At 68.2% G+C, this 23,591-nt stretch carries 22 protein-coding genes and 1 tRNA gene; 4 read left to right on the forward strand and 19 right to left on the reverse strand.

From position 1 onward, the window contains the following. Positions 1-28: 28 nt before the first annotated feature. From rseP to rpsB, 8 genes are all read right to left on the reverse strand, one after another. The gene (rseP, locus tag H8R02_RS19510; RefSeq protein WP_187083261.1) at positions 29-1,465 is read right to left on the reverse strand and encodes an RIP metalloprotease RseP; all 1,437 of its coding nucleotides are present in this window, start codon (positions 1,463-1,465) and stop codon (positions 29-31) included. A gap of 26 nt (positions 1,466-1,491) precedes the next feature. Continuing rightward, a complete protein-coding gene (ispC, locus tag H8R02_RS19515) occupies positions 1,492-2,676 on the reverse strand; it encodes a 1-deoxy-D-xylulose-5-phosphate reductoisomerase (RefSeq protein ID WP_187083149.1) in 1,185 nt (394 codons plus the stop codon). Next, the gene (locus H8R02_RS19520) at positions 2,673-3,527 is read right to left on the reverse strand and encodes a phosphatidate cytidylyltransferase (protein ID WP_187083150.1); all 855 of its coding nucleotides are present in this window, start codon (positions 3,525-3,527) and stop codon (positions 2,673-2,675) included. Before H8R02_RS19520 ends, ispC begins: the two co-directional genes overlap by 4 nt. A 16-nt stretch (positions 3,528-3,543) precedes the next feature. Further along, positions 3,544-4,263, reverse strand: coding sequence for a polyprenyl diphosphate synthase (uppS, locus tag H8R02_RS19525; protein WP_187083262.1), 720 nt, complete (start codon positions 4,261-4,263; stop codon positions 3,544-3,546). Between the two features lie 13 nt (positions 4,264-4,276). Continuing rightward, positions 4,277-4,849, reverse strand: a complete 573-nt coding sequence (gene frr / locus H8R02_RS19530; RefSeq protein ID WP_187083151.1) for a ribosome recycling factor — start codon at positions 4,847-4,849, stop codon at positions 4,277-4,279. 30 nt (positions 4,850-4,879) lie between these two features. Next, positions 4,880-5,599 carry a UMP kinase gene (pyrH, locus tag H8R02_RS19535; RefSeq protein WP_187083152.1) on the reverse strand — a complete coding sequence of 240 codons (720 nt, stop codon included), beginning with the start codon at positions 5,597-5,599 and terminating at the stop codon, positions 4,880-4,882. A 66-nt stretch (positions 5,600-5,665) separates the two neighbouring features. Then, complete coding sequence (gene tsf / locus H8R02_RS19540) at positions 5,666-6,559, reverse strand: translation elongation factor Ts (RefSeq protein WP_187083153.1); 894 nt, start codon at positions 6,557-6,559, stop codon at positions 5,666-5,668. Positions 6,560-6,637: 78 nt separating this feature from the next. Next, positions 6,638-7,390, reverse strand: coding sequence for a 30S ribosomal protein S2 (gene rpsB, locus H8R02_RS19545; RefSeq protein WP_187083154.1), 753 nt, complete (start codon positions 7,388-7,390; stop codon positions 6,638-6,640). A gap of 153 nt (positions 7,391-7,543) precedes the next feature. Here rpsB and H8R02_RS19550 point away from each other — a divergent pair, with 153 nt between their 5' ends. From H8R02_RS19550 to H8R02_RS19560, 3 genes are all read left to right on the forward strand, one after another. After that, entirely contained in the window at positions 7,544-8,875 is a 1,332-nt protein-coding gene (locus tag H8R02_RS19550) for an amidase (RefSeq protein ID WP_187083155.1), read from the forward strand. Continuing rightward, a complete protein-coding gene (locus tag H8R02_RS19555; protein WP_187083156.1) occupies positions 8,876-10,141 on the forward strand; it encodes a D-amino acid dehydrogenase in 1,266 nt (421 codons plus the stop codon). It begins immediately after the preceding gene. Between the two features lie 98 nt (positions 10,142-10,239). Further along, complete coding sequence (locus H8R02_RS19560; RefSeq protein ID WP_187083157.1) at positions 10,240-11,667, forward strand: NAD(P)H-hydrate dehydratase; 1,428 nt, start codon at positions 10,240-10,242, stop codon at positions 11,665-11,667. Here the strand turns inward: H8R02_RS19560 and H8R02_RS19565 are convergent. Continuing rightward, positions 11,664-12,419: an SDR family oxidoreductase gene (locus H8R02_RS19565; RefSeq protein WP_187083158.1), complete on the reverse strand. Its 756-nt coding sequence runs from the start codon at positions 12,417-12,419 to the stop codon at positions 11,664-11,666. The two genes, H8R02_RS19560 and H8R02_RS19565, sit on opposite strands and share 4 nt — an antisense overlap. Before the next feature lie 32 nt (positions 12,420-12,451). Continuing rightward, positions 12,452-14,713 carry a ribonuclease R gene (gene rnr / locus H8R02_RS19570; protein ID WP_187083159.1) on the reverse strand — a complete coding sequence of 754 codons (2,262 nt, stop codon included), beginning with the start codon at positions 14,711-14,713 and terminating at the stop codon, positions 12,452-12,454. Positions 14,714-14,730: 17 nt separating this feature from the next. Here rnr and H8R02_RS19575 point away from each other — a divergent pair. Beyond that, positions 14,731-14,815 (forward strand) — tRNA-Leu (locus tag H8R02_RS19575). 37 nt (positions 14,816-14,852) lie between these two features. Here the strand turns inward: H8R02_RS19575 and rimO are convergent. The 9 genes from rimO to H8R02_RS19620 form a co-directional block, all read right to left on the reverse strand. Beyond that, entirely contained in the window at positions 14,853-16,214 is a 1,362-nt protein-coding gene (rimO, locus tag H8R02_RS19580; RefSeq protein WP_187083160.1) for a 30S ribosomal protein S12 methylthiotransferase RimO, read from the reverse strand. 16 nt (positions 16,215-16,230) lie between these two features. Further along, a complete protein-coding gene (locus H8R02_RS19585) occupies positions 16,231-16,422 on the reverse strand; it encodes a DUF2065 domain-containing protein (RefSeq protein WP_187083161.1) in 192 nt (63 codons plus the stop codon). A gap of 3 nt (positions 16,423-16,425) precedes the next feature. Continuing rightward, entirely contained in the window at positions 16,426-17,337 is a 912-nt protein-coding gene (gene hflC, locus H8R02_RS19590) for a protease modulator HflC (protein WP_187083162.1), read from the reverse strand. 13 nt (positions 17,338-17,350) lie between these two features. Then, entirely contained in the window at positions 17,351-18,688 is a 1,338-nt protein-coding gene (gene hflK / locus H8R02_RS19595) for an FtsH protease activity modulator HflK (protein WP_255429429.1), read from the reverse strand. Beyond that, positions 18,685-19,854, reverse strand: coding sequence for a GTPase HflX (hflX, locus tag H8R02_RS19600; RefSeq protein ID WP_187083163.1), 1,170 nt, complete (start codon positions 19,852-19,854; stop codon positions 18,685-18,687). The genes hflK and hflX overlap by 4 nt, the downstream gene beginning before the upstream one ends. Before the next feature lie 28 nt (positions 19,855-19,882). Then, positions 19,883-20,131 (reverse strand): RNA chaperone Hfq, encoded by a 249-nt coding sequence (gene hfq, locus H8R02_RS19605; protein WP_435531290.1) that lies wholly within the window; start codon positions 20,129-20,131, stop codon positions 19,883-19,885. 177 nt (positions 20,132-20,308) lie between these two features. Continuing rightward, positions 20,309-21,649, reverse strand: a complete 1,341-nt coding sequence (gene der / locus H8R02_RS19610) for a ribosome biogenesis GTPase Der (protein ID WP_187083165.1) — start codon at positions 21,647-21,649, stop codon at positions 20,309-20,311. Positions 21,650-21,667: 18 nt separating this feature from the next. After that, the gene (gene bamB / locus H8R02_RS19615) at positions 21,668-22,795 is read right to left on the reverse strand and encodes an outer membrane protein assembly factor BamB (RefSeq protein WP_187083264.1); all 1,128 of its coding nucleotides are present in this window, start codon (positions 22,793-22,795) and stop codon (positions 21,668-21,670) included. A 92-nt stretch (positions 22,796-22,887) separates the two neighbouring features. Continuing rightward, a complete protein-coding gene (locus H8R02_RS19620) occupies positions 22,888-23,586 on the reverse strand; it encodes a YfgM family protein (protein WP_187083166.1) in 699 nt (232 codons plus the stop codon). Between the last annotated feature and the right edge of the window lie 5 nt (positions 23,587-23,591).

Raw genomic sequence — 23,591 nt, forward strand, 5'->3', positions numbered from 1 at the left:
GAGGTTCGAGTTATTGGCTGAGGGTGGGCTAGCCGAAGAGGCGGGTGACGTCGTTGAACAGGGCGATCGACATCATTACCAGCAACACCGCCACGCCGCCGCGCTGCAGGCGCTCCATCCAGGAATCGGAGACGGACTTCCCCGTGACCACCTCCCAAAGATAATACATCAGGTACCCCCCGTCCAAGACGGGCAGCGGCAGCAGGTTGAGCACGCCGAGGCTCACGCTGATGAGGGCGACGAACAGCAGGAACTGGGTGAGGCCCATGCTGGCGGACTTGCCCGCGTAGTCGGCGATGGTGATGGGGCCGCTCAGGTTCTTCAGCGACGCCTGGCCGACGATCATGCGGCCGAACATGCGCAGCGTGAGCTCGGACACCTCCCAGGTGCGCACCACGCCGCTCCACAGGCCCTCGATGGGGCCGCGGCGCACCGTCGTCATCTCGGGCGCCGTGCCGACGAAGGCGCCGATGCGGCCGAAGGTGGTGGCGCCCTCGGTGACGACGTCGGGCGTGACCTGCAGTTCCATCGTGCTGCCGCCGCGCGCGATGCGCCACGTGCCGGGGATGGCGCGGCCGTCCTTCACCTGCGCGCGAATGGTCTCGCGCAGCTGCGTTCCGTCGAATACCGGCTTGCCGTTGACGCTCTCGACCACATCGCCCTTGCGCAGGCCGGCGCGCTGGCCGGCGCCCGGCTGCACCTCGCCGATCACGGGCTGGGTCCACGGCCCGAGGATACCGACATTGCGGAACAACTGCGCGTCGGCGTCCTGCCCCTGCAGCTGCGACAGCGGCAGGCCGACGGTGCGGGCCCGGCTCGCGCCGTTTGAGCCGAGCTCCAGCACCACGTTGCGGCCATCGAGCGCGCCGCGCATCAGCAGCCAGCGCACGTCCTCGAAGGAGCGCACGGGGTGGCGCTCTTCGCCTTCGAAGCCCGCGGCATCGACCCGTTCACCGCCGCGCAGGCCCGCCTTGTCGGCGATGGACCCGGCCACGGGGCTGGCGATGACCGCCTGGGGCTCCTGCACGCCGTACCAGTTGACGCACGCGTAGAGGAAGATCGCCAGCAGCAGGTTGGCGATGGGCCCGGCGGCCACGATGGCGATGCGCGCCCACACGCTCTTGGTCTTGAAGGACCAGGGCTCGTCCTCGGGCGCAACCTTCTCGTCGAGGTTCTGCCCCAGCATCTGCACGTAGCCGGCGACCGGGAACAGGCCCACCGCGAACACCGTGCTCTGGCCGGCGTGCTGCCGCCTGGGCTGCCATTCCCAGATCGGCTTGGTGATGAAGTAGAAGAACCGGTGGCCGGGGCCGGACTCCGCGTCCGGCGGCTGCACCGGGAAGGTGGCGATGCCGAAGCGCTGCACGCGCACGCCGCAGGCCACCGCCACGCGGTAGTGGCCGTACTCGTGCACGGCGATCAGCACGCCGATGGCGACGGCGAAGGCCACCAGCTTGAGCAGCAGGATGAGGACGGCTGCGATGAATGACGTCAGCATGCGAGCACCGCCTTTTCTGCCGCTTCGCGCGAACGGGTGTCGATGGCCAGCAGGTCCTGCAGCGACGCGGGCTTGGCGGGCTGCACGGCGGCCACGGTTTCGAGGTTCACGCGGTGGATCTGGTCGAAGCGGATGCGCCGGTCGAGGAAGGCCTGCACCGCGACTTCGTTCGCTGCGTTGAGAACGGCCGTCGTGCCGGGCGCCGCGCGCAGCGAGTCCCACGCGAGCTGCAGGCCGGGGAAGCGCTCGCGGTGGCCGCGCGTGTCGAACGACTCGAAGGTCATGTCGGCGAGGTTGGTGAAGTCCAGCGCCTGCGCCCCGGACTCCACTCGGTCGGGCCACGCGAGCCCGTAGGCGATGGGCACGCGCATGTCGGGCGTGCCGAGTTGCGCGACGACCGAAGCGTCGCGGTACTGCACCATCGAGTGGATGACGCTTTGCGGATGGATGACCACTTCGACCCGTTCGGGGCCGAGGCCGAAGAGGTAGCGCGCCTCGATCACTTCGAGCGCCTTGTTCATCATCGTCGCGGAGTCCACCGAGATCTTGCGGCCCATCACCCAGTTGGGGTGCGCCACGGCCTGTTCGGGCGTCACGTCGCGCAGCGTTGCGACGTCGCGCGTGCGGAACGGGCCGCCGGACGCGGTGAGGATGATCTTGGCGACGCGCGCGTCCCAGCTCGCCGGGTCTTCCGGCAACGACTGGAAGATGGCGGAGTGTTCGCTGTCGATCGGCAACAGCGTCGCCCCGCCCTGCTTCACCGCGTCGAGGAACAGCTCACCCCCGACGACGAGCGCTTCCTTGTTGGCGAGCAGCAATCGCTTGCCCGCACGTGCGGCAGCGAGGCAAGGCGCGAGGCCCGCGGCGCCGACGATGGCGGCCATGACGATGTCGGTGGACTCGTGCGCCGAAATCATCTCCAGCGCATCGGCCGACCACAGCACGCGAGTGCCGAGCCGCTCGGCCTCGATCTTCTGCGCGAGTGCACGGCCGGCATCCTCGCGCGCCATCACGGCGAACTGCGGTTTGAACTTCGCGCATTGCGCGAGCATCAGGTCCACCTGCGTGGCGGCGCTGAGCGCGAACACCTCGAAGCGGTCCGGGTGGCGCTCCACCACATCGAGCGTGTTGACGCCGATGGAACCGGTGGAGCCGAGGACGGTGATGCGCTGCTTCATCGTGAGGTGAGGGATGCCAGCATCATCGCCAGCGGGAGCGTGGGCAACAACGCATCCACGCGATCGAGCACGCCGCCATGGCCCGGCAACAACTGGCTGGAATCCTTGGCGCCCGCGCTGCGCTTGATGAGCGACTCGGACAAGTCGCCCACCACGCTCATGGCCGCCAGGAACAGCACGGCGATGACCAGCACGGGCCAGCCGGAGTGTGCCAGCCGCGTGTAAAGGCTGGGTATCGAAGCGTTCAGCTGTGCATCCGCGAAAGTCCATGCGACCGCGAGCACCAGCACGCCCACCATGCCGCCCCACACGCCTTCCCAGCTCTTGCCGGGGCTGATGGCGGGCGCGAGCTTGTTCTTCGTGAACTTGAGGCCGAACGCGCGGCCCGCGAAATACGCCGCGATATCTGCGACCCATACGAGGACGAGGATCGACAGCAGGAAGTTGACGCCGATGACGCGCGCCTGCGCCACGGCGACCCACGCGGCCCAGAGCGCGAGCACGCCACCGACGACGCGCACCGCCTTCGGGACGCGCGGCCAGCCGGCGACACCGCCGCGCAGCAACAGCGCACCGACCAGCACCCACGCAGCGCCGGCAACCATCCACACCGAGGGCACCGGCTCGTGCGTCCAGCCCAGTGCCCACGCTGCGGCGCACAGCACCGCCGTGATCGCGCCCAGCACGAGGCTCGGACCTTGTTCGAAGCCATTGAGCTTGCCCCACTCCCACCCCGCCAGGGCGAGCAGCAGCAGCGTGATGCCCATGAAGGGCTCCGGCGTGCGCCAGAACAGCGCCGGCAGCAGAATGGCCAGCAGGACGACGGCGGTGATGATGCGCTGCTTGAGCATGCGGCGCCTTCTGGGTTCAGGCCGCCTTGCGCGGAGGCGGCGCCAGTTGTTCGGAGGTGCGGCCGAAGCGGCGCTCGCGGCCGGAATAGTCGGCGATCGCCTCGTCGAGCGCGGCTTCGTCGAAGTCGGGCCACAGCTTGCCTGTGAAATACAGCTCGCTGTACGCGGCCTGCCAGAGCAGGAAGTTGCTGATGCGCTGCTCGCCGCCCGTGCGAATGAGCAGGTCGGGGTCCGGCACGTGCGCGAGCGCCATGGCGCGGTCGAGGGTGGCTTCGGTGATCGGCTCGCCCTGCGCGGCGAGCTTTGCGGCGGCCTGCGCGATGTCCCAGCGCCCGCCGTAGTTGAAGCAGACGTTGAAGATCAACTTGGTGTTCGTGGCCGTCATCGCCTCCGCGGACTCCAGGCCCGCACGCACCTTCTCGGACAGCGCCGAGCGGTTGCCGATGAAACGGATGGAGACACCCTCGGCCTGCAGCGCCGGCACTTCGCGGCCCAGCGCCATCGCGAGCAGGTCCATCAGGCCCGAGACCTCTTCGGCCGGGCGGTTCCAGTTCTCGGAGGAGAAAGCGAAAACCGTGAGCACCTTCACGCCGATCTCGCCGCAGTGGCGCACGCACGCGCGCAGCGCGTCGACGCCCTTCTTGTGGCCGGCCACGCGCGGCAAAAAGCGCTTCGTGGCCCAGCGGCCATTGCCGTCCATGACGATCGCGATGTGGTGCGGGATGACGATCGCCATGGCGTTCACGGCCTCAGACGGCCATGATTTCCTTTTCCTTGGAAGCGATCAGCGCGTCGATGTCCGACACGTGCTTGTCCGTCACCTTCTGGATGTCGTTCTCGGCGCGCTTCTGCTCGTCCTCGGACGCGTGCTTGTCCTTCACCAGCTTCTTGATGTGCTCGTTGGCGTCGCGGCGCAGGTTGCGGATGGCGATCTTCGCGTTCTCGCCCTCGTGGCGCACGATCTTCGTCATCTCCTTGCGGCGCTCCTCGCTCATCGGCGGCATCGGCACGCGGATGAGGTCACCCATGGAAGCGGGGTTGACGCCCAGGTCGCTGTCGCGGATGGCCTTCTCGATCTTGGCGCCCATGCCTTTCTCGAAGGGCTGCACCGACAGGGTGCGGGGGTCCAGCACGGAGATGTTGGCGACGTTGGACAGCGGCACGACGGTGCCGTAGTACTCGATGTGGACCGTGTCCAGCAGGCCGGGGTTGGCGCGGCCGGTGCGGATGTGGGAAAGCGTGGTCTTCAGCGCGGCGATGGAGGCGTCCATCTTGTGCTGGGCCTGGCTCTTGATTTCGGCAATGGTGCTTGCTTGGGCCATGTTTCTCTCCTCTTTGTCTTGCTCTGGACCTCAGGCGTAGACCAGGGTTCCCTCGTCCTCGCCCATCACCACGCGCTTGAGCGCGCCGTGCTTGAAGATCGAGAACACCTTGATGGGCAGCTTCTGGTCGCGGCACAGCGCGAACGCGGTGGCGTCCATGATGCCCAGGTTGCGCATCATGGCCTCATCGAACGTGAGCTTGGCATACCGCGTGGCGGACGGGTCCTTCTGCGGGTCGGCGCTGTACACGCCGTCCACCTTGGTGGCCTTGAGCACGAGCTGCGCGCCGATCTCCGCCCCGCGCAGCGCCGCGGCCGTGTCGGTGGTGAAGAAGGGGTTGCCCGTGCCGGCCGCGAAGATGACGACCTTGCCCTCTTCCAGGTACTGCAGCGCCTTGGGGCGCACGTAGGGCTCGACCACCTGCTCGATGTTGATGGCCGACATGACGCGGGCCGTGAGGCCCTGCTTGTCCATCGCGTCGGCCAGCGCCAGCGAGTTCATCACCGTGGCCAGCATGCCCATGTAGTCGGCGGTGGCCCGGTCCATGCCGACCGAGCCGCCCGCCACCCCGCGGAAGATGTTGCCGCCGCCGATGACCACGGCCACCTGCACGCCCATGTTCACCACCTCGGCCACCTCTTCGACCATGCGGACGATGGTGGCGCGGTTGATGCCGAAGGCGTCGTCCCCCATCAGCGCTTCCCCGGACAGCTTCAGGAGGATGCGCTGGTAGGCGGGCTGGGCGGGCATGCGGTGGGCTCCTTGTTCGCGTGTTGGGTGGCGAGTTTAGCGGCGGTTTAGCGGCGAGGGGCCGTCTCAGGCGGTCTGCTTGGCGGCGGCGACCTGCGCGGCCACTTCGGCGGCGAAGTCGTCGACCTTCTTCTCGATGCCCTCGCCGACCACGTAGAGCGTGAAGCCCTTCACGGTGGTGTTGGCGCCCTTGAGCATGGCTTCGACGGTCTGCTTGTCGTTCTTCACGAACGGCTGGTTCAGCAGGGACACCTCCTTGAGGTACTTCTGCACCGAACCTTCGATCATCTTGGCGGCGATGTCGGCCGGCTTGCCGGACTCGGCGGCCTTGGCGGTGGCGACGTTGCGCTCCTTCTCGATCAGCTCGGCCGGCACGTCGGCCGACGACAGCGCCACCGGCTTCATGGCGGCCACGTGCATCGCGACGTCCTTGGCGGCCGTGTCGTCGCCTTCGAACTCCACGACCACGCCGATGCGGGTGCCGTGCAGGTAGTGGGCCAGCTTGGCGCCGCCGGCGAAGCGCTTGAAGCGGCGGAAGCTCATGTTCTCGCCGATCTTGCCGATCAGGCCCTTGCGCACGTCTTCCAGCGTGGGGCCGAAGCCGTCCTGGCTGTACGGCAGCGCAGACAGCGCGGCGACGTCGGCCGGGTTGTGCTTGGCGACCAGCTCCGCGGCGGCCTGCGCCATCTGGATGAAGCTGTCGTTCTTGGTGACGAAGTCGGTCTCGCAGTTGACCTCGAGCAGCGCGCCGGCGTTGCCGTCGCGGTACGCGGCCACCACGCCTTCGGCCGTGACGCGGGCGGCGGCCTTGCCGGCCTTGTTGCCCAGCTTCACGCGCAGGATCTCCTCGGCCTTCTCCATGTTGCCGCCGGCCTCGGTCAGGGCCTTCTTGCATTCCATCATGGGGGCGTCGGTCTTGCCGCGCAGTTCGGCGACCATGCTTGCGGTGATTGCAGCCATTTCAGTGTCCTCTTCAATTCGATACGGTTGCGAAAAGGGGGCTCAAGAGCCCCCTTCCCTCGGTCTGGGTGGGGCGGATCAGGAGGCCGAGCCTTCTTCCACTTCCACGAACTCGTCGCTGCCTTCGCTCACGGCGCGCTGCACGTCGGAGACGGCATTGGCGCGGCCTTCCAGCACGGCGTCGGCGATGCCGCGCGCGTACAGCGTCACGGCCTTGGCGGAGTCGTCGTTGCCGGGGATGACGTAGTCGATGCCCTCGGGCGAGTGGTTGGAGTCCACCACGCCGATGATCGGGATGCCCAGCTTCTGCGCTTCGGCCACGGCGATCTTGTGGTAGCCCACGTCGATGACGAACAGGGCGTCGGGCAGCGTGCCCATTTCCTGGATGCCGCCGATGTCCTTCTCGAGCTTGGCCATCTCGCGCGTGAACATGAGCTGCTCTTTCTTGCTCATGGCGTCGAGGCCGGCTTCCTGCTGGGCCTTCATGTCCTTCAGGCGCTTGAGCGAGGTCTTGACCGTCTTGAAGTTGGTGAGCATGCCGCCCAGCCAGCGCTGGTCCACGTAGGGCATGCCGGCACGCTGGGCTTCGCCGGCGAGGATCTCGCGGGCCTGGCGCTTGGTGCCGACCATGAGGATCGTGCCGCGGTTCGATGCCAGCTGGCGCGCGAACTTCATCGCGTCCTGGAACATCGGCAACGTCTTCTCGAGGTTGATGATGTGGATCTTGTTGCGATGGCCGAAGATGAAGGGGGCCATCTTGGGGTTCCAGAAGCGCGTCTGGTGCCCGAAATGGACACCGGCTTCCAGCATTTGACGCATGGTCGCGGACATGAAGTCTCTCTAAGGTTGGGTCTAGAATCCGCCGATTCGTCGCTGGGAGCGACGCACCTTGGACAGGCGGATTCGCGATTTGCTTCGCTGACAGCGCCCGCACGACACGTGCAGCACCCAGCAAAACCGCCGGAGTATACCACGCCCCTCCCCATGCTTCACGACCTCCACACCGCGCGAGAGCGCATCCGGCAAGGGGAAACCTCGGCGGCCGATGAGCTTGAGGCTGCACTCTCCGCCGCGAAGTCCGAAGCCTGCAAGGGCAGCTTCCTGAAGCTGCACGAAGCCTCCGCGCGCGCCGCCGCGGCTTCGGCGGCCAATCGCGAGCGGCCGCTCGCAGGGCTGGCCGTTTCGGTCAAGGACCTCTTCGACATCGCCGGCGACACCACGGCCGCGGGCTCCGCCGTCCTCGCCGATGCGCCGCCTGCAGTGACCGACTCACCTGCCGTGGCTCGTCTCAGGGCCGCGGGCGCGGCGATCATCGGGCGCACGAACATGACCGAGTTCGCGTTCTCGGGCGTGGGCGTGAACCCGCACCACGGCACGCCGTGGAACCCCGCGGACCCGGCCACGCACCGGGTCCCTGGCGGCTCCAGCTCCGGCGCGGCAGTGTCGGTGGCCACCGGCGCGGCGTACATCGGGCTGGGCTCGGACACGGGCGGCTCGATCCGCACCCCGGCGGCGCTGTGCGGCATCGTCGGGTTCAAGAACACGGCGCGGCTCGTGCCGCTGGACGGCGCCCTGCCCCTGTCGACGACGCTCGATACCGTGTGCGCGATGACACGCAGCGTCCGCGACGCGATCCTTGCCCACGAAATCCTCGCGGCGCGCACCGTCACGCGCAGCAACGCACCGCTGTCGGCCTATCGGTTTGCGGTCGCGCGCGAGCAGATGCTCGACGGGCTCGACCCCACCGTTGCTCGCGCCTTCGAGCGCGCCGTGCGCGCGTTTCGCGACGCGGGTGCGCACGTCGAGGAGATCCCGCTCGCGCAGATCCACGGCCTGGGCGCGATCCAGTCGCTGGGCGGTTTTACCGCGGCGGAGAGCTTCGCCTGGCATCGCAAGCTGCTCGCCGAAAAGGGTGCAGGCTACGACCCGCGCGTGCGTGCCCGCATCGAGCGCGGCGCGGCCATGAAGGCGCACGAGTACATCGAGCTCTTCGCTGCAAGGCGCGAGTGGATCCGCAGCGTGCAGCAGTCGTTGCAAGGCTTCGACGCCGTGCTCTCGCCGACCGTGCCCATCGTTGCGCCGCCGTTCGCGGACGTCGCGCCCGGTGAAGCACGCGACGCCGAGTTCTTCCGCATCAACGCGCTCCTGCTGCGCAACACGAGCGTGGTGAACATGCTCGATGGCTGCGCCATTTCGCTGCCTTGCCATGTGCCCGGCGAACTGCCGGTCGGCCTCATGATCTGGCACGGGGCCCTGCGGGACGATACGATCCTGAACATCGCCTCGCAGGCCGAATCCGCCCTTCTCGCGCACTGAATGAAAATCGCCATCGTGGGCGCCGGCATCGTCGGCGTCACCACTGCCTACGAGCTGGCCGCAGACGGCCACGAAGTCACCGTTTACGAAAGGCGCGGCGCCGCCGCGCTGGAGTCGAGCTTCGCCAACGCGGGCGTCGTCGCGCCCGGCTACGTCACGCCCTGGGCCGCGCCCGGCATGACGGGCAAGGTCCTGCGCCACCTGCTGAGCCGCCACGCACCCGTGCGCGTCGTGCCGCCGCTGCGCGCCCGCGACATCGCGTGGATGTTGAAGTGGCGCAGCGCGTGCAAGCTCGAGACGTACCTCGCCAACCGCGCGCGGATGCAGCGCCTCGCGTTCTACAGCCGCACGCGGCTGCACGCGATCACCGACAAGCTGCAGCTGGAATACGACCGCAGCCCGGGCTACATGGTGGTTTTGCGGGCCGAGAAGGACCGGCGCATGGTGCAGCCGGGGCTGCAAGTGCTGCGCGATGCAGGCGTCAATTTCCGCGAGATCGATGCGGCGGCGGCGCGCGAGATCGAACCGGCGATCAATGCCGACACCGAGTTCGCCGGTGCGATCCACCTGCCGGACGACGAGGTGGGCAACTGCCGCCAGTTCGCGCTGCTGCTGAAGAACGAGGCGCAGGCTCTCGGCGCCGTCTTCGAGTTCAACGCGTCCGTGGCGCCGCTTTCGACGGCGCAGCCCAACCAGTTGCGTATCTCGACGCCGGATGGCGAGAGCACGCGGCGCTTCGATGCGGTCGTCGTGTGCGGCGGCGTCGAGTCGGCGGAACTGCTGCGCCCCGTCGGTCTGAAGATCCCGATTGCCCCGGTGCACGGCTACTCGATCAGCGCGCCGATCCGCGAGCCGTTGAACGCGCCGCGCAGCGGGCTCATGGACGAACGCTACAAGGTCGCCATCTCGCGCCTGGGCAACCGCGTGCGCGTGGCCGGCAGCGCCGAGATCGGCGGGAACCCTGCCTACAAGCGGCCGGCGGCGATCCAGACGCTCTACAAGGTCCTGCACGACTGGTTTCCGGGCGCGGCGCAGCTGGCGAACACCGGCGCGGCGGTGCAGGAGTGGAAAGGTGCACGGCCGATGCTGCCGGACGGGCCTCCCGTCCTCGGGGCCAGCGGTGTACCCGGTGTATGGCTGAACCTCGGGCATGGTTCGAGCGGCTGGGCGCTGTCGTGCGGCAGCGCGCGAGCCGTGGCCGACTTGATGGCCGGGCGGGCGCCGGAGATCGATATCGAGGGCCTCGGGGTCGAGCGGCTGGCGTGAAACTGTCATGCCGGACTTGATCCGGCATCCACGGTTGCGCGCTGCCATGGATGCCGGATCAAGTCCGGCATGACGCAGGAGAGGGGCACAATCGGCTCATGCACCGCATCGTCCCAGGCCGCGACTGGCCGCTGTTCGACACGGCAGCGATCCGCCGCATCGAGCAAGGCGCTGCTTCGGCGTTGCCACCTCACACGCTCATGGAGCGGGCCGGGCTGGCGGTCGCTCGGCTGGCACTGGCGATTGCACCTCATGCACGCACGGTGTGGGTTGCTGCCGGGCCGGGCAACAACGGCGGCGACGGGCTCGAAGCGGCGATGCACCTGAAGCAGTGGGGCAAGGACGTCACCGTGAGCTGGCTCGGTGAAGAAAGTCGCGCGCCGGCGGATGCGAAGGCTTCGCTGAAGCGGGCCCGGGACGCGGGGGTCACGATCGTCACGGAACCGCCTCCTGCGTGGGACCTCGCCATCGACGCGCTGCTAGGCATCGGCACCGCTCGCGCGCCGGAAGGCGCGATGCGCGAATGGATCGCGCTGATGAACGCGGCGAACAGGCCGGTGCTCGCGGTCGACCTGCCATCGGGTTTGTCGGCGGACACGGGCCGCGGCGAATCGGTCATTGCCACGCACACGCTCAGCCTGCTTGCGCTGAAACCCGGGCTCTTCACCGGCCGCGGGCGCGACGCCGCCGGCGAGGTCTGGTTCGACGACCTGCAGCTCGAGCTGCCGGAGGCGGAAGCCGCCGCGCGGCTGGGCGGATCACCGCAGCAGACCTCACGCCTGCACGACTCGCACAAAGGCAGCTACGGTGACGTCGCGATCATCGGCGGCGCAATGGGCATGACGGGCGCTGCATTGCTCGCGGCGACCGCGGCGCTTCACCACGGCGCAGGACGCGTATTCGTCGGGCTGCTCGATGGCGGCTCGCTCGCCGTCGACCCGCAGTTGCCCGACGCGATGTTCCGGCCGTGGGAGTCGTTGCGGTTCGATGCGCTTGCGGTCGCCTGCGGCTGCGGCGGCGGTGACGCGGTTCGCGGTGCCCTGCCCCGCGTGCTCTCGACGGCGAAGTCGCTCGTGCTGGATGCCGATGCACTCAACGCGATCGCGGCGGATCCGCAACTGCAGGCCCTGTTGAAATCGCGGGCGAAGCGCGCCCCGACGGTGATCACCCCGCATCCGCTCGAAGCGGCGCGGCTGCTGGAGATCACTTCCGCCGAAGTGCAAGGCAATCGCCTGTCCGCTGCGCGCGAGCTCGCGCAGCGGTTCGGCGCCGTGACGGTGCTGAAGGGCTCCGGCACCGTCATCGCAGCGCCGGGCGAGACGCCCCGCATCAACCCGACGGGGAATGCGCGGCTCGCGATCGCGGGGACAGGTGATGTGCTCGCCGGGATGATCGCGGCCCGGCTTGCATCAGGTGCAAGCGCGTGGGACGCGGCGCTGGACGCCGTCTACATGCACGGCGCGGCGGCCGACAGCTGGCCGGCGAACAAGACGCTGACGGCTTCGGCGCTCGCGCGCGGCGGCTAACCCCGCCCCACGAAGGGCATCTTCGTCGCCATCACCGTGTGGAACAGCACGTTGGCCTCCAGCGGCAGGTTGGCCATGTACAGCACCGACTGCCCCACGATGTTCACGTCCATCAGCGGCTCCACGGCGATCTCGCCATTGGCCTGAGGCACGCCCTTGGCCATGCGCGCGGCCAGGTCCGTGAGCGCATTGCCGATGTCGATCTGCCCCACGGCGATGTCGTAGCGGCGGCCGTCGAGCGCGGCTGTCTTCGTCAGGCCCGTCACCGCATGCTTCGTCGCCGTGTACGCAATCGAGAACGGCCGGGGCGCATGCGCCGAAATCGAGCCGTTGTTGATGATGCGGCCACCCATCGGCTTCTGCGCCTTCATCACCTTGAAGGCCTCGCGGATGCAATAGAACACGCCGTTGAGGTTGGTGTCCACCACGCGCTTCCAGTCCTCGATGGCGAGGTCCTCGGGCGAAGCGCCCGCACCGATGCCGGCGTTGTTGAACACGAGGTCCACGCGGCGCCACTTGGCGGTCACCGCCGCGAACAAGGCCTCGACCGAAGCCGGATCCGTCACGTCGGTCGGCACGGCAAGCCCGCGTTCGGCCGCTCCCGATTCTTCCAGCGCCTGCTTCAGCGCATCCGCGCGCCGCCCGGCGACCGCAACGCGCCATCCATCGCGCAGCAGCGCATGCGCCGCCGCCTTGCCGATGCCACTGCCGCCACCCGTGACGATGGCCACGCCCTTTTCATTTCCTGCCATGACTGCTCTCCTCGAATCCGTTCTTCAAATGATCAGCGCCGCCGATGGCCCTTCGCCTTTGCCGCCGCCTTCTTCGCCGCCGCCTTCAACCCGGCGATCGGCGACTTGCCCTTCTTCGCGCCCTTCTTGGCCGCCGCGTTCTTCTCCGCCTTGGCGGCCTCGCGCAGGTTGGCGGGCACGCCCTTGTCCTTCATCGCGCGCTCGAGCAGCGGGTCCGCGCCCTCGCGCACCAGGCGGAAGTCGATGCGGCGCCCGTCGAGGTCCACGCGGCTGACCTGCACGCGCAGCTTCGTGCCGATGGCATAACGGATGCCCGTGCGCTCGCCGCGCAGCTCCTGCCGCGCCTCGTCGAACTTGAAGTACTCGCCGCCCAGCTCGGTGATGTGCACCAGGCCCTCGACGTACAGCTGGTCGAGCGTGACGAAGATGCCGAAGCTCGTTGCGGCCGTGACGACGCCGGAGTATTCCTCGCCGAGGTGGTCGCGCATGAACTTGCACTTGAGCCACGCCTCGACGTCGCGGCTTGCCTCGTCGGCACGCCGCTCGTTGGCGCTGCAATGCAGCCCGGCGGCTTCCCACGCCTGCACTTCGCGCGAAGGCGGCGGCGGGGGCTTCCTGCGATTGAGGATGGGCGACTTGGTCGCGAGCCGGCGCGCGAGCTTCTCGTGCGCCTCGCCCGGCGTCGGCAGGTTCGGCAGCTCGTAACGCTCGCCATTGAGGATGGCCTTGATGACGCGGTGCACCAGCAGGTCCGGGTAGCGCCGGATGGGGCTGGTGAAGTGCGTGTAGGCCTCGTAGGCCAGCCCGAAGTGGCCGCTGTTGATCGGCGTGTAGATCGCCTGCTGCATCGAGCGCAGCAGCATCGTGTGGATCTGCTGCGCGTCGGGGCGGTCCTTGGTGGCCTCGGCGATGCGCTGGAACTCCGCGGGTTTCGGGTCCTCGCTGATTGTCATGCCCACGCCCATCGCCTTGAGGTACTGGCGCAGGATCTCCTTCTTCTCCGGCGTCGGCCCCTCGTGCACGCGGTAGAGGCCGGGATGGCCCGACTGCTGGATGAAATCGGCCGCGCACACGTTGGCGGCGAGCATCGATTCCTCGATCAGCTTGTGCGCGTCGTTGCGTACGCGCGGCACGATCTGCTCGATGCGGCCGCTGTCGTCGCAGATGATCTGCGTCTCCGTCGTCTCGAAGTCGACCGCGCCACGGGCATTGCGCGCCTTCAGCAGCGCGCCATACACGTCGTGCAGGTTCAGCAGGTGCGGCACCAGCTCCTTGCGGCGGTTGGCCTCCGGCCCGCGCGTGTTGCCCAGGATCGCGGCGACCTCGGTGTACGTGAAGCGCGCATGGCTGTACATCACGGCCGGGTAGAACTGGTAGGCGTGGATATCGCCGCTACCCGTGATCAGCATGTCGCAGACCATGCAGAGGCGGTCCACCTCCGGGTTCAGCGAGCACAGGCCGTTGGAGAGCTTCTCCGGCAGCATCGGGATGACGCGGCGCGGGAAGTACACGCTCGTCGCGCGGTCGTACGCATCGACGTCGATCGCGTTGCCCGTGCCCACGTAGTTGCTCACGTCGGCGATGGCGACCAGCAGGCGCCAGCCGTTGCCGCCCTTGCCGCGGCCGATCTTCGCGGGCTCGCAGTACACCGCGTCGTCGAAGTCGCGCGCGTCCTCGCCGTCGATGGTGACCAGCGGCACGTCCGTGAGGTCGACGCGATGCTTCTTGTCCTGCGGCCGCACCTTGTCCGGCAGGCCGCGCGCGAGCGCGATGCACGCGTCGGAGAACTCGTGCGGCACGCCGTACTTGCGCACCGCGATCTCGATCTCCATGCCGGGGTCGTCGATCTCACCCAGCACTTCCTTCACGCGGCCCACGGGCTGGCCGTAGAGGCTTGGCGGTTCGGTGAGTTCGACGACGACGACCTGCCCTGCTTTCGCAAGGCCCGTCGCGCCCTTGGGGATCAGCACGTCCTGGCCGTAGCGCTTGTCTTCCGGCGCCACGAGCCACACGCCGCTTTCGTGCAGCAGGCGGCCGATGATGGGTTGCGGCGGCCGCTCGACGATCTCGACGACGCGGCCTTCGGCGCGGCCCTTGCGGTCGTAGCGCACGACGCGCGCCTTGACGCGGTCGCGATGCAGCACCGCGCGCATTTCGTTGGGGGGCAGGTAGATGTCGGGCTCGCCGTCGTCGCGCACCACGTAGCCGTGGCCGTCGCGGTGGCCCTGGATCACTCCCTCGAATTCATCGAGAAGGGCGCCGCCCGTTGTTCGTTCCAGATTCTTGATATACAATCCTTGTTTTCCTGAAAGCCCAGGTGGCGGAATTGGTAGACGCACTAGTTTCAGGTACTAGCGAGTAACATCGTGGAGGTTCGAGTCCTCTCCTGGGCACCAGCAGATCATAAGCCGCCATTTGGCGGCTTTGTCGTTTCTAGATGGGCAATGCAATGAGGTCGTGGCCTTGCGTCGACATGACGCGCGCCTTGGTGAACTCGCCCACCTTGAGCTGCTTGCTCAGCTTTTCCGGCGGGAGCAACTTCACCGTTCCGTCGATCTCCGGCGCGTCCGCGTAAGAACGGCCGACGCCGCCCTTCTTGCCGAGACCGGGTGCGTTGTCCACCAGCACCTGCATCGTCGCGCCCACACGCTCACGCAGCTTCGCCGCCGACACTTCCTCGGCCACGGCCATGAAGCGCGCGCGACGCTCCTCGCGCACCTCGGCGGGCACGGCGCCCGGCAGCTCGTTCGCCGAAGCGCCCTCGACCGGGCTGTAGGCAAAGCAACCCGCGCGGTCGATGCGCGCCTCGCGCACGAAGGCCAGCAAATCCTCGAACTCCGCTTCCGTCTCGCCGGGGAAGCCCGCGATGAACGTGCTGCGGATCACGAGCTGCGGGCACATCTCGCGCCAGCGCTGGATGCGCTCGAGGTTCTTCTCGCCGCTGGCCGGCCGCTTCATCCGCCGCAGCACGTCGGGGTGGCTGTGCTGGAAGGGCACGTCGAGGTAAGGCAGGACCTTGCCCTGCGCCATCAGCGGGATCACGTCGTCCACATGTGGGTACGGGTAGACGTAGTGCAAGCGCACCCACGCGCCGTAGGGCTCGGCGAGCTTGCCCAGCTCTTCGACCAGGTCCAGCATGCGCGTCTTCACCGGCTTGCCGTCGAAGAAGCCCGTTCGGTATTTCACGTCGACGCCATAAGCCGACGTGTCCTGGCTCACCACGAGAAGCTCCTTCACGCCGCCTTCGAACAGCGCGCGGGCTTCCTTCAGCACGTCGCCCACCGGCCGGCTCACGAGGTCGCCGCGCATCGACGGGATGATGCAGAAGGTGCAGCGGTGGTTGCAGCCTTCGCTGATCTTCAGGTACGCGTAGTGCTTGGGCGTGAGCTTGATGCCGGCCGCGGGCACGAGGTCGATGAACGGGTCGTGCGGCTTGGGCAGGTGCGCGTGCACGTGGTCCATCACCTCCTGCGTCGCGTGCGGGCCCGTCACGGCCAGCACGGAGGGATGGATTTCCTTCACCAGGTTGTCGCTCGCGTGGCCCGCCTTCGCGCCGAGGCAGCCGGTGACGATCACCTTGCCGTTCGCGCTGAGCGCCTCGCCGATCGTGTCGAGGCTTTCCTTCACCGCGTCGTCGATGAAGCCGCAGGTGTTGACGATGACGAGGTCCGCGCCTTCGAAGGTCTTGGACGTCTGGTAGCCCTCGGCACTGAGCTGCGTGAGGATGAGTTCTGAATCGGTGAGCGCCTTCGGGCAGCCGAGGCTGACGAAGCCCACCTTGGGGATATCTTGCATAACCCCCTATTGTCGTTTACATCGAAATTACCAGGAGGAATGCAAGGCCGCTCGCGATGCTCACGAGGCCGAAGAACCTCAGCTGTCCGTCGGTCAGCTGCATGAGCTTGGCGAAGGTGTTGCGCCAGCCGCCCGGCGACAGGAAGGGGAACAGCCCTTCCAGCACCAGCATCAGGCCCAGCGCCATCCAGAACGTCTGGCTGTCCAACGCTTACTTCTTGCGCGGCTCGGCGGGCGCGGCGCTGCCGCCGCTGCCGCGGAAGGCGCGGAAGAAGTCGGAACCCTGGGGGTCCACCACCACCACGTCGCTCTTCTTGTTGAAGCTCTGCTTGTACGCCTCGAGGCTGCGGTGGAACTGCGCGAACTGCGGGTCGCGGCCGAAGGCCTCGGCGTAGATCGCGGCGGCCTGCGCGTCGCCCTCGCCCTTGGTCTTCTGCGCGTCGCGGTAGGCGTTGGCGATGGCCACTTCGCGCTGGCGCTCGGCGTCCGCGCGGATGCGCTCGCCCTCCGCCGCGCCAGTGGAGCGCAGCTCGTTGGCCACGCGCTTGCGCTCGGCCTCCATGCGGCGGTACACCGACTCGGTGATCGCCTCCACGTAGTCGGCGCGCGTGATGCGCACGTCGATCACGTCGATGCCCCAGGGCTTGCTGCCCTTCACGACTTCCAGCACCTCGCGCTTGACGTCGTTCATCAGCTGGTCGCGCTTGGTGGAGAGCAGCTCGCGCACCGTGCGGCGGTTGATCTCTTCCTGGAATGCGTTGCGCACCACGCGGTTGAGCTGGATGGCGCCCGCCTGCTCGTCGAGGCCCACGTTGCGGATGTACTGCAGCGGGTCGGTGATGCGCCAGCGCACGAACCAGTCGATCACCACGCGCTGCTTTTCCGCCGTGAGCATCGGCTCGGAGTCCGGCGTGTCCAGCGTGAGCAAACGCTTGTCGATGTAGGTGACGTTCTGCAGCGGCGGCGGCAGCTTGAAGTGCAGCCCCGGCTCCTTGATGACGTCCTTGATCTCGCCCAGCGAATAGACCACGCCGAACTGGCGCTGGTCCACCACGAAGAGCATGGAGCTGAGCAGCGCGAGCACCACCAGCAGCGAGGAGACGATGAATCCGATCCTGTTCATGTTCTTGTCCCCCTCAGCGGCTTTCGCGCTCGCGGCCGCGCGCGTTGTCGCGCGCGCGCGGGTCGGCTGTCGCCGGGGCCGGCGCGGGCGCCGGTGCGGTCGAGGGCACCACCTGCTCGGGCGGCGCCGGTGTGGCGGCGGCGCCCGTGGCCGCCACGCCCTGCATGATCTTGTCCAGCGGCAGGAACAGCATGTTGCCGCCCTGGCGCGTCTCCACCATGATCTTGGTGACGTTGCCGTAGATCTGCTGCATGGCCTCGATGTAGAGGCGGTCGCGCGTGACCTGCGGCGCGCGCTGGTACTCCGCCAGCAGCGACTTGAAGCGCTGCGCATCGCCCTGCGCCTGCGCCACGATCTTCGCCTTGTAGCCCTCGGCCTCCTGCGCCAGGCGCGACGCGCCACCGCGCGCGCGCGGGATCACGTCGTTGGCATAGGCCTGCGCCTCGTTCTTGGCGCGCTCGCGTTCCTGGCCCGCCTTGAGCACGTCGTCGAACGCCGCCTGCACCTGCTCGGGCGGGCGCACGCCGCCTTGCTGCAGGTTGACGCCCACGACCTCGATGCCGACGTTGTAGCGGTTCAGGATGTTCTGCGTGAGCTGGCGCACGCGCGGCGCTATCTGGTCGCGCTCCTCGGCCAGCGCCGAGTCCATCTTCATCTTGCCCACCACCTCGCGCACCGCGCTCTCGGCGGCCTGCACCACCGCGTCCTGCGGGTTCTTGCTCTCGAAGAGGAAGGCGCGCGCGTCGTTCAGCCGGTACTGCACGGCGAACTTGATCTCCACGATGTTCTCGTCCTCCGTGAGCATCGCGGACTCTTTCAGCCCCGTTGCGCGGATCACCGCGTCGCGGCCCACGTCCACCGAGCGGATCTGCGTGAAGTTGATGACGTCGTGCCGCTGGATCGGGTACGGCAGGCGCCAGTTGAAGCCCGCGCCCACCGTGCTCTTGTACTTGCCGAACTGCGTGATGACGGCCTGCTGGCCTTCCTGCACGATGAAGAAGCCGGTGCCCAGCCAGATCAGCACGACCACCGCGACGATCAGGCCGGCGCCGACGCCGGCGCTCTTCATGTCGGGCTGGAAGTTGCCGCCGCCGCCCCCGCCGAAATTGCCGCCGCCGTTGTCGCTGCCGCGGCGGCCGCGGCCGCCGAACAGGCCGCCGAGCTTGCGGTTGAAGTCACGCCAGAGCTCGTCGAGGTCCGGCGGGCCCTGGTTGGGGCCGCGGTTGTTGCCTTCGGGCTTGTTGGGCTCCGGCTTGTTGCCCTCGGGCGGCGGCTTCTCGTCGCCGCCACGGCCCCAGCGCGGGTCGTTCAGGTTGAACATGCCGAGCGCGCGCGCCAGCTTCAGTTTCATTCTTCGGTCTCTTGGAGGTCAGCGGGAGCATTGTGCACAACTCCGCGGCCGTCCTGTTGCGCTGCCTCAGCCAGCAGGCCGCGCAGCTCGGGCAGCCCGGCGCCGGTGAGGCTGCTGACGAAGACGCGCGGCACCTGCGCGCCCTCGATCTCGAACGTGTCCACCTTGCGGCGCGGCCGCTGGCCGGCCGGCACGGCGTCCAGCTTGTTGAACACCAGCAGCTGCGCCACGCCGTCCGCGCCGATCTCGCGCAGCACGCGCTGCACCTCGTCCACCTGCTCCATCCAGTGCGGGTTGGAGGCGTCCACCACGTGCAGCAGCAGGTCGGCCTCGGCCGCCTCGTGGAGCGTGGCCTGGAAGGCGTCGATCAGGTTGTGCGGCAGGTCGCGGATGAAGCCGACCGTGTCCGACAGCGCCACCGAGCGCCCGGCCTCGGCCAGGTACAGCTCGCGGGTGGTGGTGTCCAGCGTGGCGAACAGCTGGTTGGCCGCATAGGCCCGCGCCTTGACCAGCGCGTTGAACAGCGTCGACTTGCCCGCGTTGGTGTAGCCCACCAGCGAGACGTTGTAGGTGTCGCGCCGCTCGCGCTGCCTGCGCTGCGTGTTGCGCTGGCGCTTGACCTTCTCCAGCCGCTCCTTGGTGCGCTTGATGGCGTCGCCGATCATCCGGCGGTCCAGCTCGATCTGCGTTTCGCCCGGGCCGCCGCGGGCGCCGATGCCGCCGCGCTGGCGCTCCAGGTGGGTCCACCGCCGCACGAGGCGCGTGCTCAGGTACTGCAGCCGCGCCAGCTCCACCTGCAGCTTGCCCTCGTGGCTGCGGGCGCGCTGCGCGAAGATCTCCAGGATGAGCAGCGTGCGGTCGTTGACCGGCCGCTCCATGAAGCGCTCCAGGTTGCGCTGCTGCGCGGGCGACAGCGCCTGGTCGAACAGGATCTCGCTGGCGCCCGTCTGTTCGGCGAGTGCCTTGATCTCCTCGGCCTTGCCGCTGCCGACGAACAGCGCCGCATCGGGCGCCTTGCGCTTGGCGGTGACGCGCCCGACGGGCTCGAGGCCGGCCGTCTCGGCCAGCAGGCCGAGCTCTTCCAGCTCGCTGTCGAAGTGGGGGAGGCCCAGGTCCACCCCGACCAGGACGGTGGTCGGGGCCGGGTTGGCGGAAAATGGTGTCAAACGGGGTGCGGCGGCGCGCCGCTTCTTGTCAGCTGTTGCTGCTTTCGGTTCCTTCGGACGGCTGGAAGTTCACAGCGCGGCCCGGAACGATGGTGGAGATCGCGTGCTTGTAGACCATCTGCGTCACGGTGTTGCGCAGCAGCACGACGTACTGGTCGAACGACTCGATCTGGCCCTGCAGCTTGATGCCGTTGACCAGGTAGATCGACACCGGCACGTGCTCTCTGCGCAGCGTGTTGAGGAAGGGGTCTTGTAGTAGCTGCCCTTTGTTGCTCACGATATTCTCCGTGTTCGAAAAATGTTTTTGGAAGCTGCACATTACCACAGCAGGCGGCTGAAGATGTGCCTTTCGGTTTAACAGGAACCGAATGCTTAACGAGCCCCCACGCTCCCCGCTTCGCGAGGTTCGCTGCCCCCCGAGGGGGCTGTAGCGCCTTGGGGCGGCCCGGCGGCGCTACTCTTTGTCCGCGTAGGGGTTCTTCGAGGTGCGCATCTCGATGCGCAGCGGCGTGCCCACCAGGTTGAACTCCTTGCGGAAACGGCCTTCGAGGAAGCGCTTGTACGCGTCGGTCACGTGTTCCAGCGAATTGCCGTGGACCACGATCACGGGCGGGTTCTGCCCGCCCTGGTGCGCGTAGCGCAGCTTCGGCCGGAACATGCCCGAGCGCTTGGGCTGCTGGAACTGCACGGCCTCATGTAACAGCCGCGTGAGCACCGGCGTGGTCATCTTGGTGAAGGCCGCCTTGTACGCCTGCGCGATGGAGCCCCAGAGCGGCCCGATGCCCTGCCGCTTCTTCGCGGAGATGAGGTGCAGGTCGGCGAACTTCAGGAAGGCAAGCCGCGCCTCGATCTGCCGGCGCACCGTCTCGCGCTCGTACTCGTCCACCGCGTCCCACTTGTTGATCGCCAGCACCACCGCGCGCCCGCTTTCGAGGATGTAGCCGGCGATGTGCGCGTCCTGGTCGGTCACGCCCTGCGTGGCGTCCAGCAGCAGCAGCACGACGTTGGCCGACTCGATGGCCTGCAAAGTCTTGACCACCGAGAACTTCTCGATCGCCTCGAAAACCTTCCCCTTGCGGCGCAGCCCGGCCGTATCGATGAGCTCGAAGCGCTGGCCGTTGCGCTCGAAAGGCACCGAGATGGCGTCGCGCGTGGTGCCCGGCAGGTCGAAGGCGACGAGGCGCTCCTCGCCCAGCCAGGTGTTGATGAGCGTGGACTTGCCGACGTTGGGGCGGCCGGCCACCGCCAGCTTGATCACGCCGGTCTCGGCTTCGCTCGCGCCGTCTTCCGGCTCCTCGGGCAGGTTCAGCGGCTCCAGCGCCTTCTCGACGAGGTTGCGCACGCCCTGCCCGTGCGACGCCGACACCGGCTCCACCTCGCCCAGCCCCAGCTCGTAGAACTCGGCCAGGTGCGCGCTGTCCTGCATGCCCTCGGCCTTGTTGGCCGCCAGCACCGTGGGTTTGCCCAGCTTGCGCAGGAAGTTGGCGATGTCGTGGTCCTGCGCGGAGACACCCGCGCGCGCATCGACGACGAAGACGACCACGTCCGCCTCGGCGACGGCCTGCCGCGTCTGCTTGGCCATCTCCATGTAGATGCCCGTCTCGGCCGTCGGCTCGAAGCCGCCGGTGTCGATGACGATGAATTCGTGCTGGCCATGCCGCGCGTTGCCGTAGTGGCGGTCACGCGTGAGGCCGGCGAAGTCCGCGACGATGGCGTCGCGGCTCTTGGTGAGGCGGTTGAAGAGCGTCGACTTGCCGACGTTGGGGCGGCCGACAAGGGCCATGACGGGCTTCATGGCCTTGTTCCGTTGGGATTACTGGGGGGCGAAGGCGAACACGCCTCCATTTTGCGTGACGACCACGAGGTTGTTGCCCACCACCACCGGCGCCGCCGCGATCGCGGAGCCGTCCGTGGAAAGCCGGTTGAGCAGCGAACCGTTCTCGCGTGAGAGCAGGTGCACGAAACCGTAGCTGTCGCCCACCACGACCGAACGGCCGAGCACCAGCGGCGCGGTCAGGCCGCGATGCGCCAGCGAGTCGACCATCCACGCGCGCTGGCCCGTGTCGCGCCGCCAGGCCATCACCTTGCCGTCGCTCTCGGCGCCGAACACGTTGGCGGCATCGCCGTGCACGCCCTCAGCGCCGGCCGCCTTCTGCGTCCACAGCAGCTGGCCGCGCGCGGCGTTCACGCAGCCCACCGCGGCCTGGAAGGCTCGGGCGCAGACCACGTCGCCCTCGCGGCTCACACGGCCCACGAGGTCCACCAGGCGCTCGACGTCGTTGATGCCGCGCGGCGTGGCCAGCGGCACTTCCCAGCGGATGCTTCCATTGATCGGGTTCAGGCCGACGAGGCGGCCGCCCTGCCCCACGACGAGCTGGTCGCCCACCGCGAGGATCACACCCGCTTGCCGCAGCACGAGCGGCTCGCCCTGGCGCTGCTGCACCCACAGGCGCGTGCCCTTCTGGCCGTCGAGCGCGGTGACGGAGCGGTCGCCCGCCAGCACGAACACGCGGCCGCCGGCCACGAAGGGCGCGGTGTAGCCCTGCGCGGGCAGCTTGTAGCGCCAGATCTCCTTGCCGTTTTCCAGCGCGACCACGTCGTTGGTGCGCGTCACCACGGCCGTGACCTTGCCGTCGCTGCCGACGCCCGCCGCGATCCGCGCGCCGGCGCTGCCGCGCCACATTTCCTGTCCCGTGGTGGCGTCGATGGCGGTCACGGTGCCGTCATCGGACGCCAGCGTGAGCGTGTTGCCGCTGACGTGCGCGGCGAGCGGGTAGCCCACGTTGCCGATCCTGGCGGTCCACGATGCGCGCACGCCCAGCAGGTTGGGGTTGGGCTGCAGGTCGGCCGGCTTGGGCTTGTCGCTCGGCCCACCGAGGAAAGAGGGCAGCGACAGCTGCGGCATGTACGAGCACCCGGACAGCACCAAGGCCAGCGTCATTCCCGCGAAGGCGGGAATCCAAGGCTTCCGGGCGCTTTGGATTCCCGCCTTCGCGGGAATGACGGCCTCGGGGGTGTGCATGTTCTTCTGGTTCATGGTTTCGCGGCTTGCGATGCGGCGGCTGCCGGTGCGGCGGGCGCCTTCAGCGTGTTCGTGTCGATGCCCAGCGCGCCCAGCTTGATCTCGACGAGGCGGCGGTAGTCCACGCGGTCTTCGAGGCCCTGCCATGCCTTGGTGTATTCGGCCTTGGCCTCGGCCACCTTGTTCTGCAGGTTGTAGACGTCGCCGCGGCGGTCGGCGGCCAGCGCCTCGAACTCCTTGGGCATCGGCTGCGCGAGCTGCTTGAGCGCGTCGTCGTACTGCTTGGCGTCGATCATCAGGCCTGCGAGCCGCAGGCGCGCGATGGCCTGGTAGCCCTCGTCGGTGCCGCTGTCCGCGACCCAGGCGAGCGCCGAACGTGCGGCATCGGGCTTGCCGCGCTCGGCCAGCAGCTTGGCGGCCAGCAGGCCGGCCTGCTGCGCGTAGGTGGTGCGGCCGTACTTCTCGCGCACGTCGTTGAACGCGCGCTCCACGCGGGCCGCGTCGCCGCTTTCGGCGGCGCGCTCCACTTCGTCATAGAGCACGGAGGCCTGGTTGGCCTGCGTGCGCTGCCAGTAATGCCAGCCGTTGAATGCGGCGATGGCGCCGAAACCGATGATCAGCAGCCACGTGATGAGGTTGCCGTACTGGTTCCAGAAGTGCTTGAGTTCGTCAAGCTGCTCCTGTTCTTCGAGGTCGAGGTGTCGCGCCATGTGTC

The organism is Ramlibacter albus (assembly GCF_014297445.1).
GTDB classification, from domain to species: domain Bacteria; phylum Pseudomonadota; class Gammaproteobacteria; order Burkholderiales; family Burkholderiaceae_C; genus Ramlibacter; species Ramlibacter albus.

Coding starts and splice junctions, on each gene's coding strand:
- H8R02_RS19565 (WP_187083158.1), bottom strand. CDS start 12,419: ATGGCAGGAAATGAAAAGGGCGTGGCCATCGTCACGGGTGGCGGCAGT.
- H8R02_RS19555 (WP_187083156.1), top strand. CDS start 8,876: ATGAAAATCGCCATCGTGGGCGCCGGCATCGTCGGCGTCACCACTGCC.
- ispC (WP_187083149.1), bottom strand. CDS start 2,676: ATGAAGCAGCGCATCACCGTCCTCGGCTCCACCGGTTCCATCGGCGTC.
- H8R02_RS19550 (WP_187083155.1), top strand. CDS start 7,544: ATGCTTCACGACCTCCACACCGCGCGAGAGCGCATCCGGCAAGGGGAA.
- H8R02_RS19560 (WP_187083157.1), top strand. CDS start 10,240: ATGCACCGCATCGTCCCAGGCCGCGACTGGCCGCTGTTCGACACGGCA.
- tsf (WP_187083153.1), bottom strand. CDS start 6,559: ATGGCTGCAATCACCGCAAGCATGGTCGCCGAACTGCGCGGCAAGACC.
- rimO (WP_187083160.1), bottom strand. CDS start 16,214: ATGCAAGATATCCCCAAGGTGGGCTTCGTCAGCCTCGGCTGCCCGAAG.
- frr (WP_187083151.1), bottom strand. CDS start 4,849: ATGGCCCAAGCAAGCACCATTGCCGAAATCAAGAGCCAGGCCCAGCAC.
- rpsB (WP_187083154.1), bottom strand. CDS start 7,390: ATGTCCGCGACCATGCGTCAAATGCTGGAAGCCGGTGTCCATTTCGGG.
- hflK (WP_255429429.1), bottom strand. CDS start 18,688: ATGAAACTGAAGCTGGCGCGCGCGCTCGGCATGTTCAACCTGAACGAC.
- hflC (WP_187083162.1), bottom strand. CDS start 17,337: ATGAACAGGATCGGATTCATCGTCTCCTCGCTGCTGGTGGTGCTCGCG.
- bamB (WP_187083264.1), bottom strand. CDS start 22,795: ATGACGCTGGCCTTGGTGCTGTCCGGGTGCTCGTACATGCCGCAGCTG.
- der (WP_187083165.1), bottom strand. CDS start 21,649: ATGAAGCCCGTCATGGCCCTTGTCGGCCGCCCCAACGTCGGCAAGTCG.
- H8R02_RS19620 (WP_187083166.1), bottom strand. CDS start 23,586: ATGGCGCGACACCTCGACCTCGAAGAACAGGAGCAGCTTGACGAACTC.
- H8R02_RS19520 (WP_187083150.1), bottom strand. CDS start 3,527: ATGCTCAAGCAGCGCATCATCACCGCCGTCGTCCTGCTGGCCATTCTG.
- uppS (WP_187083262.1), bottom strand. CDS start 4,263: ATGGCGATCGTCATCCCGCACCACATCGCGATCGTCATGGACGGCAAT.
- pyrH (WP_187083152.1), bottom strand. CDS start 5,599: ATGCCCGCCCAGCCCGCCTACCAGCGCATCCTCCTGAAGCTGTCCGGG.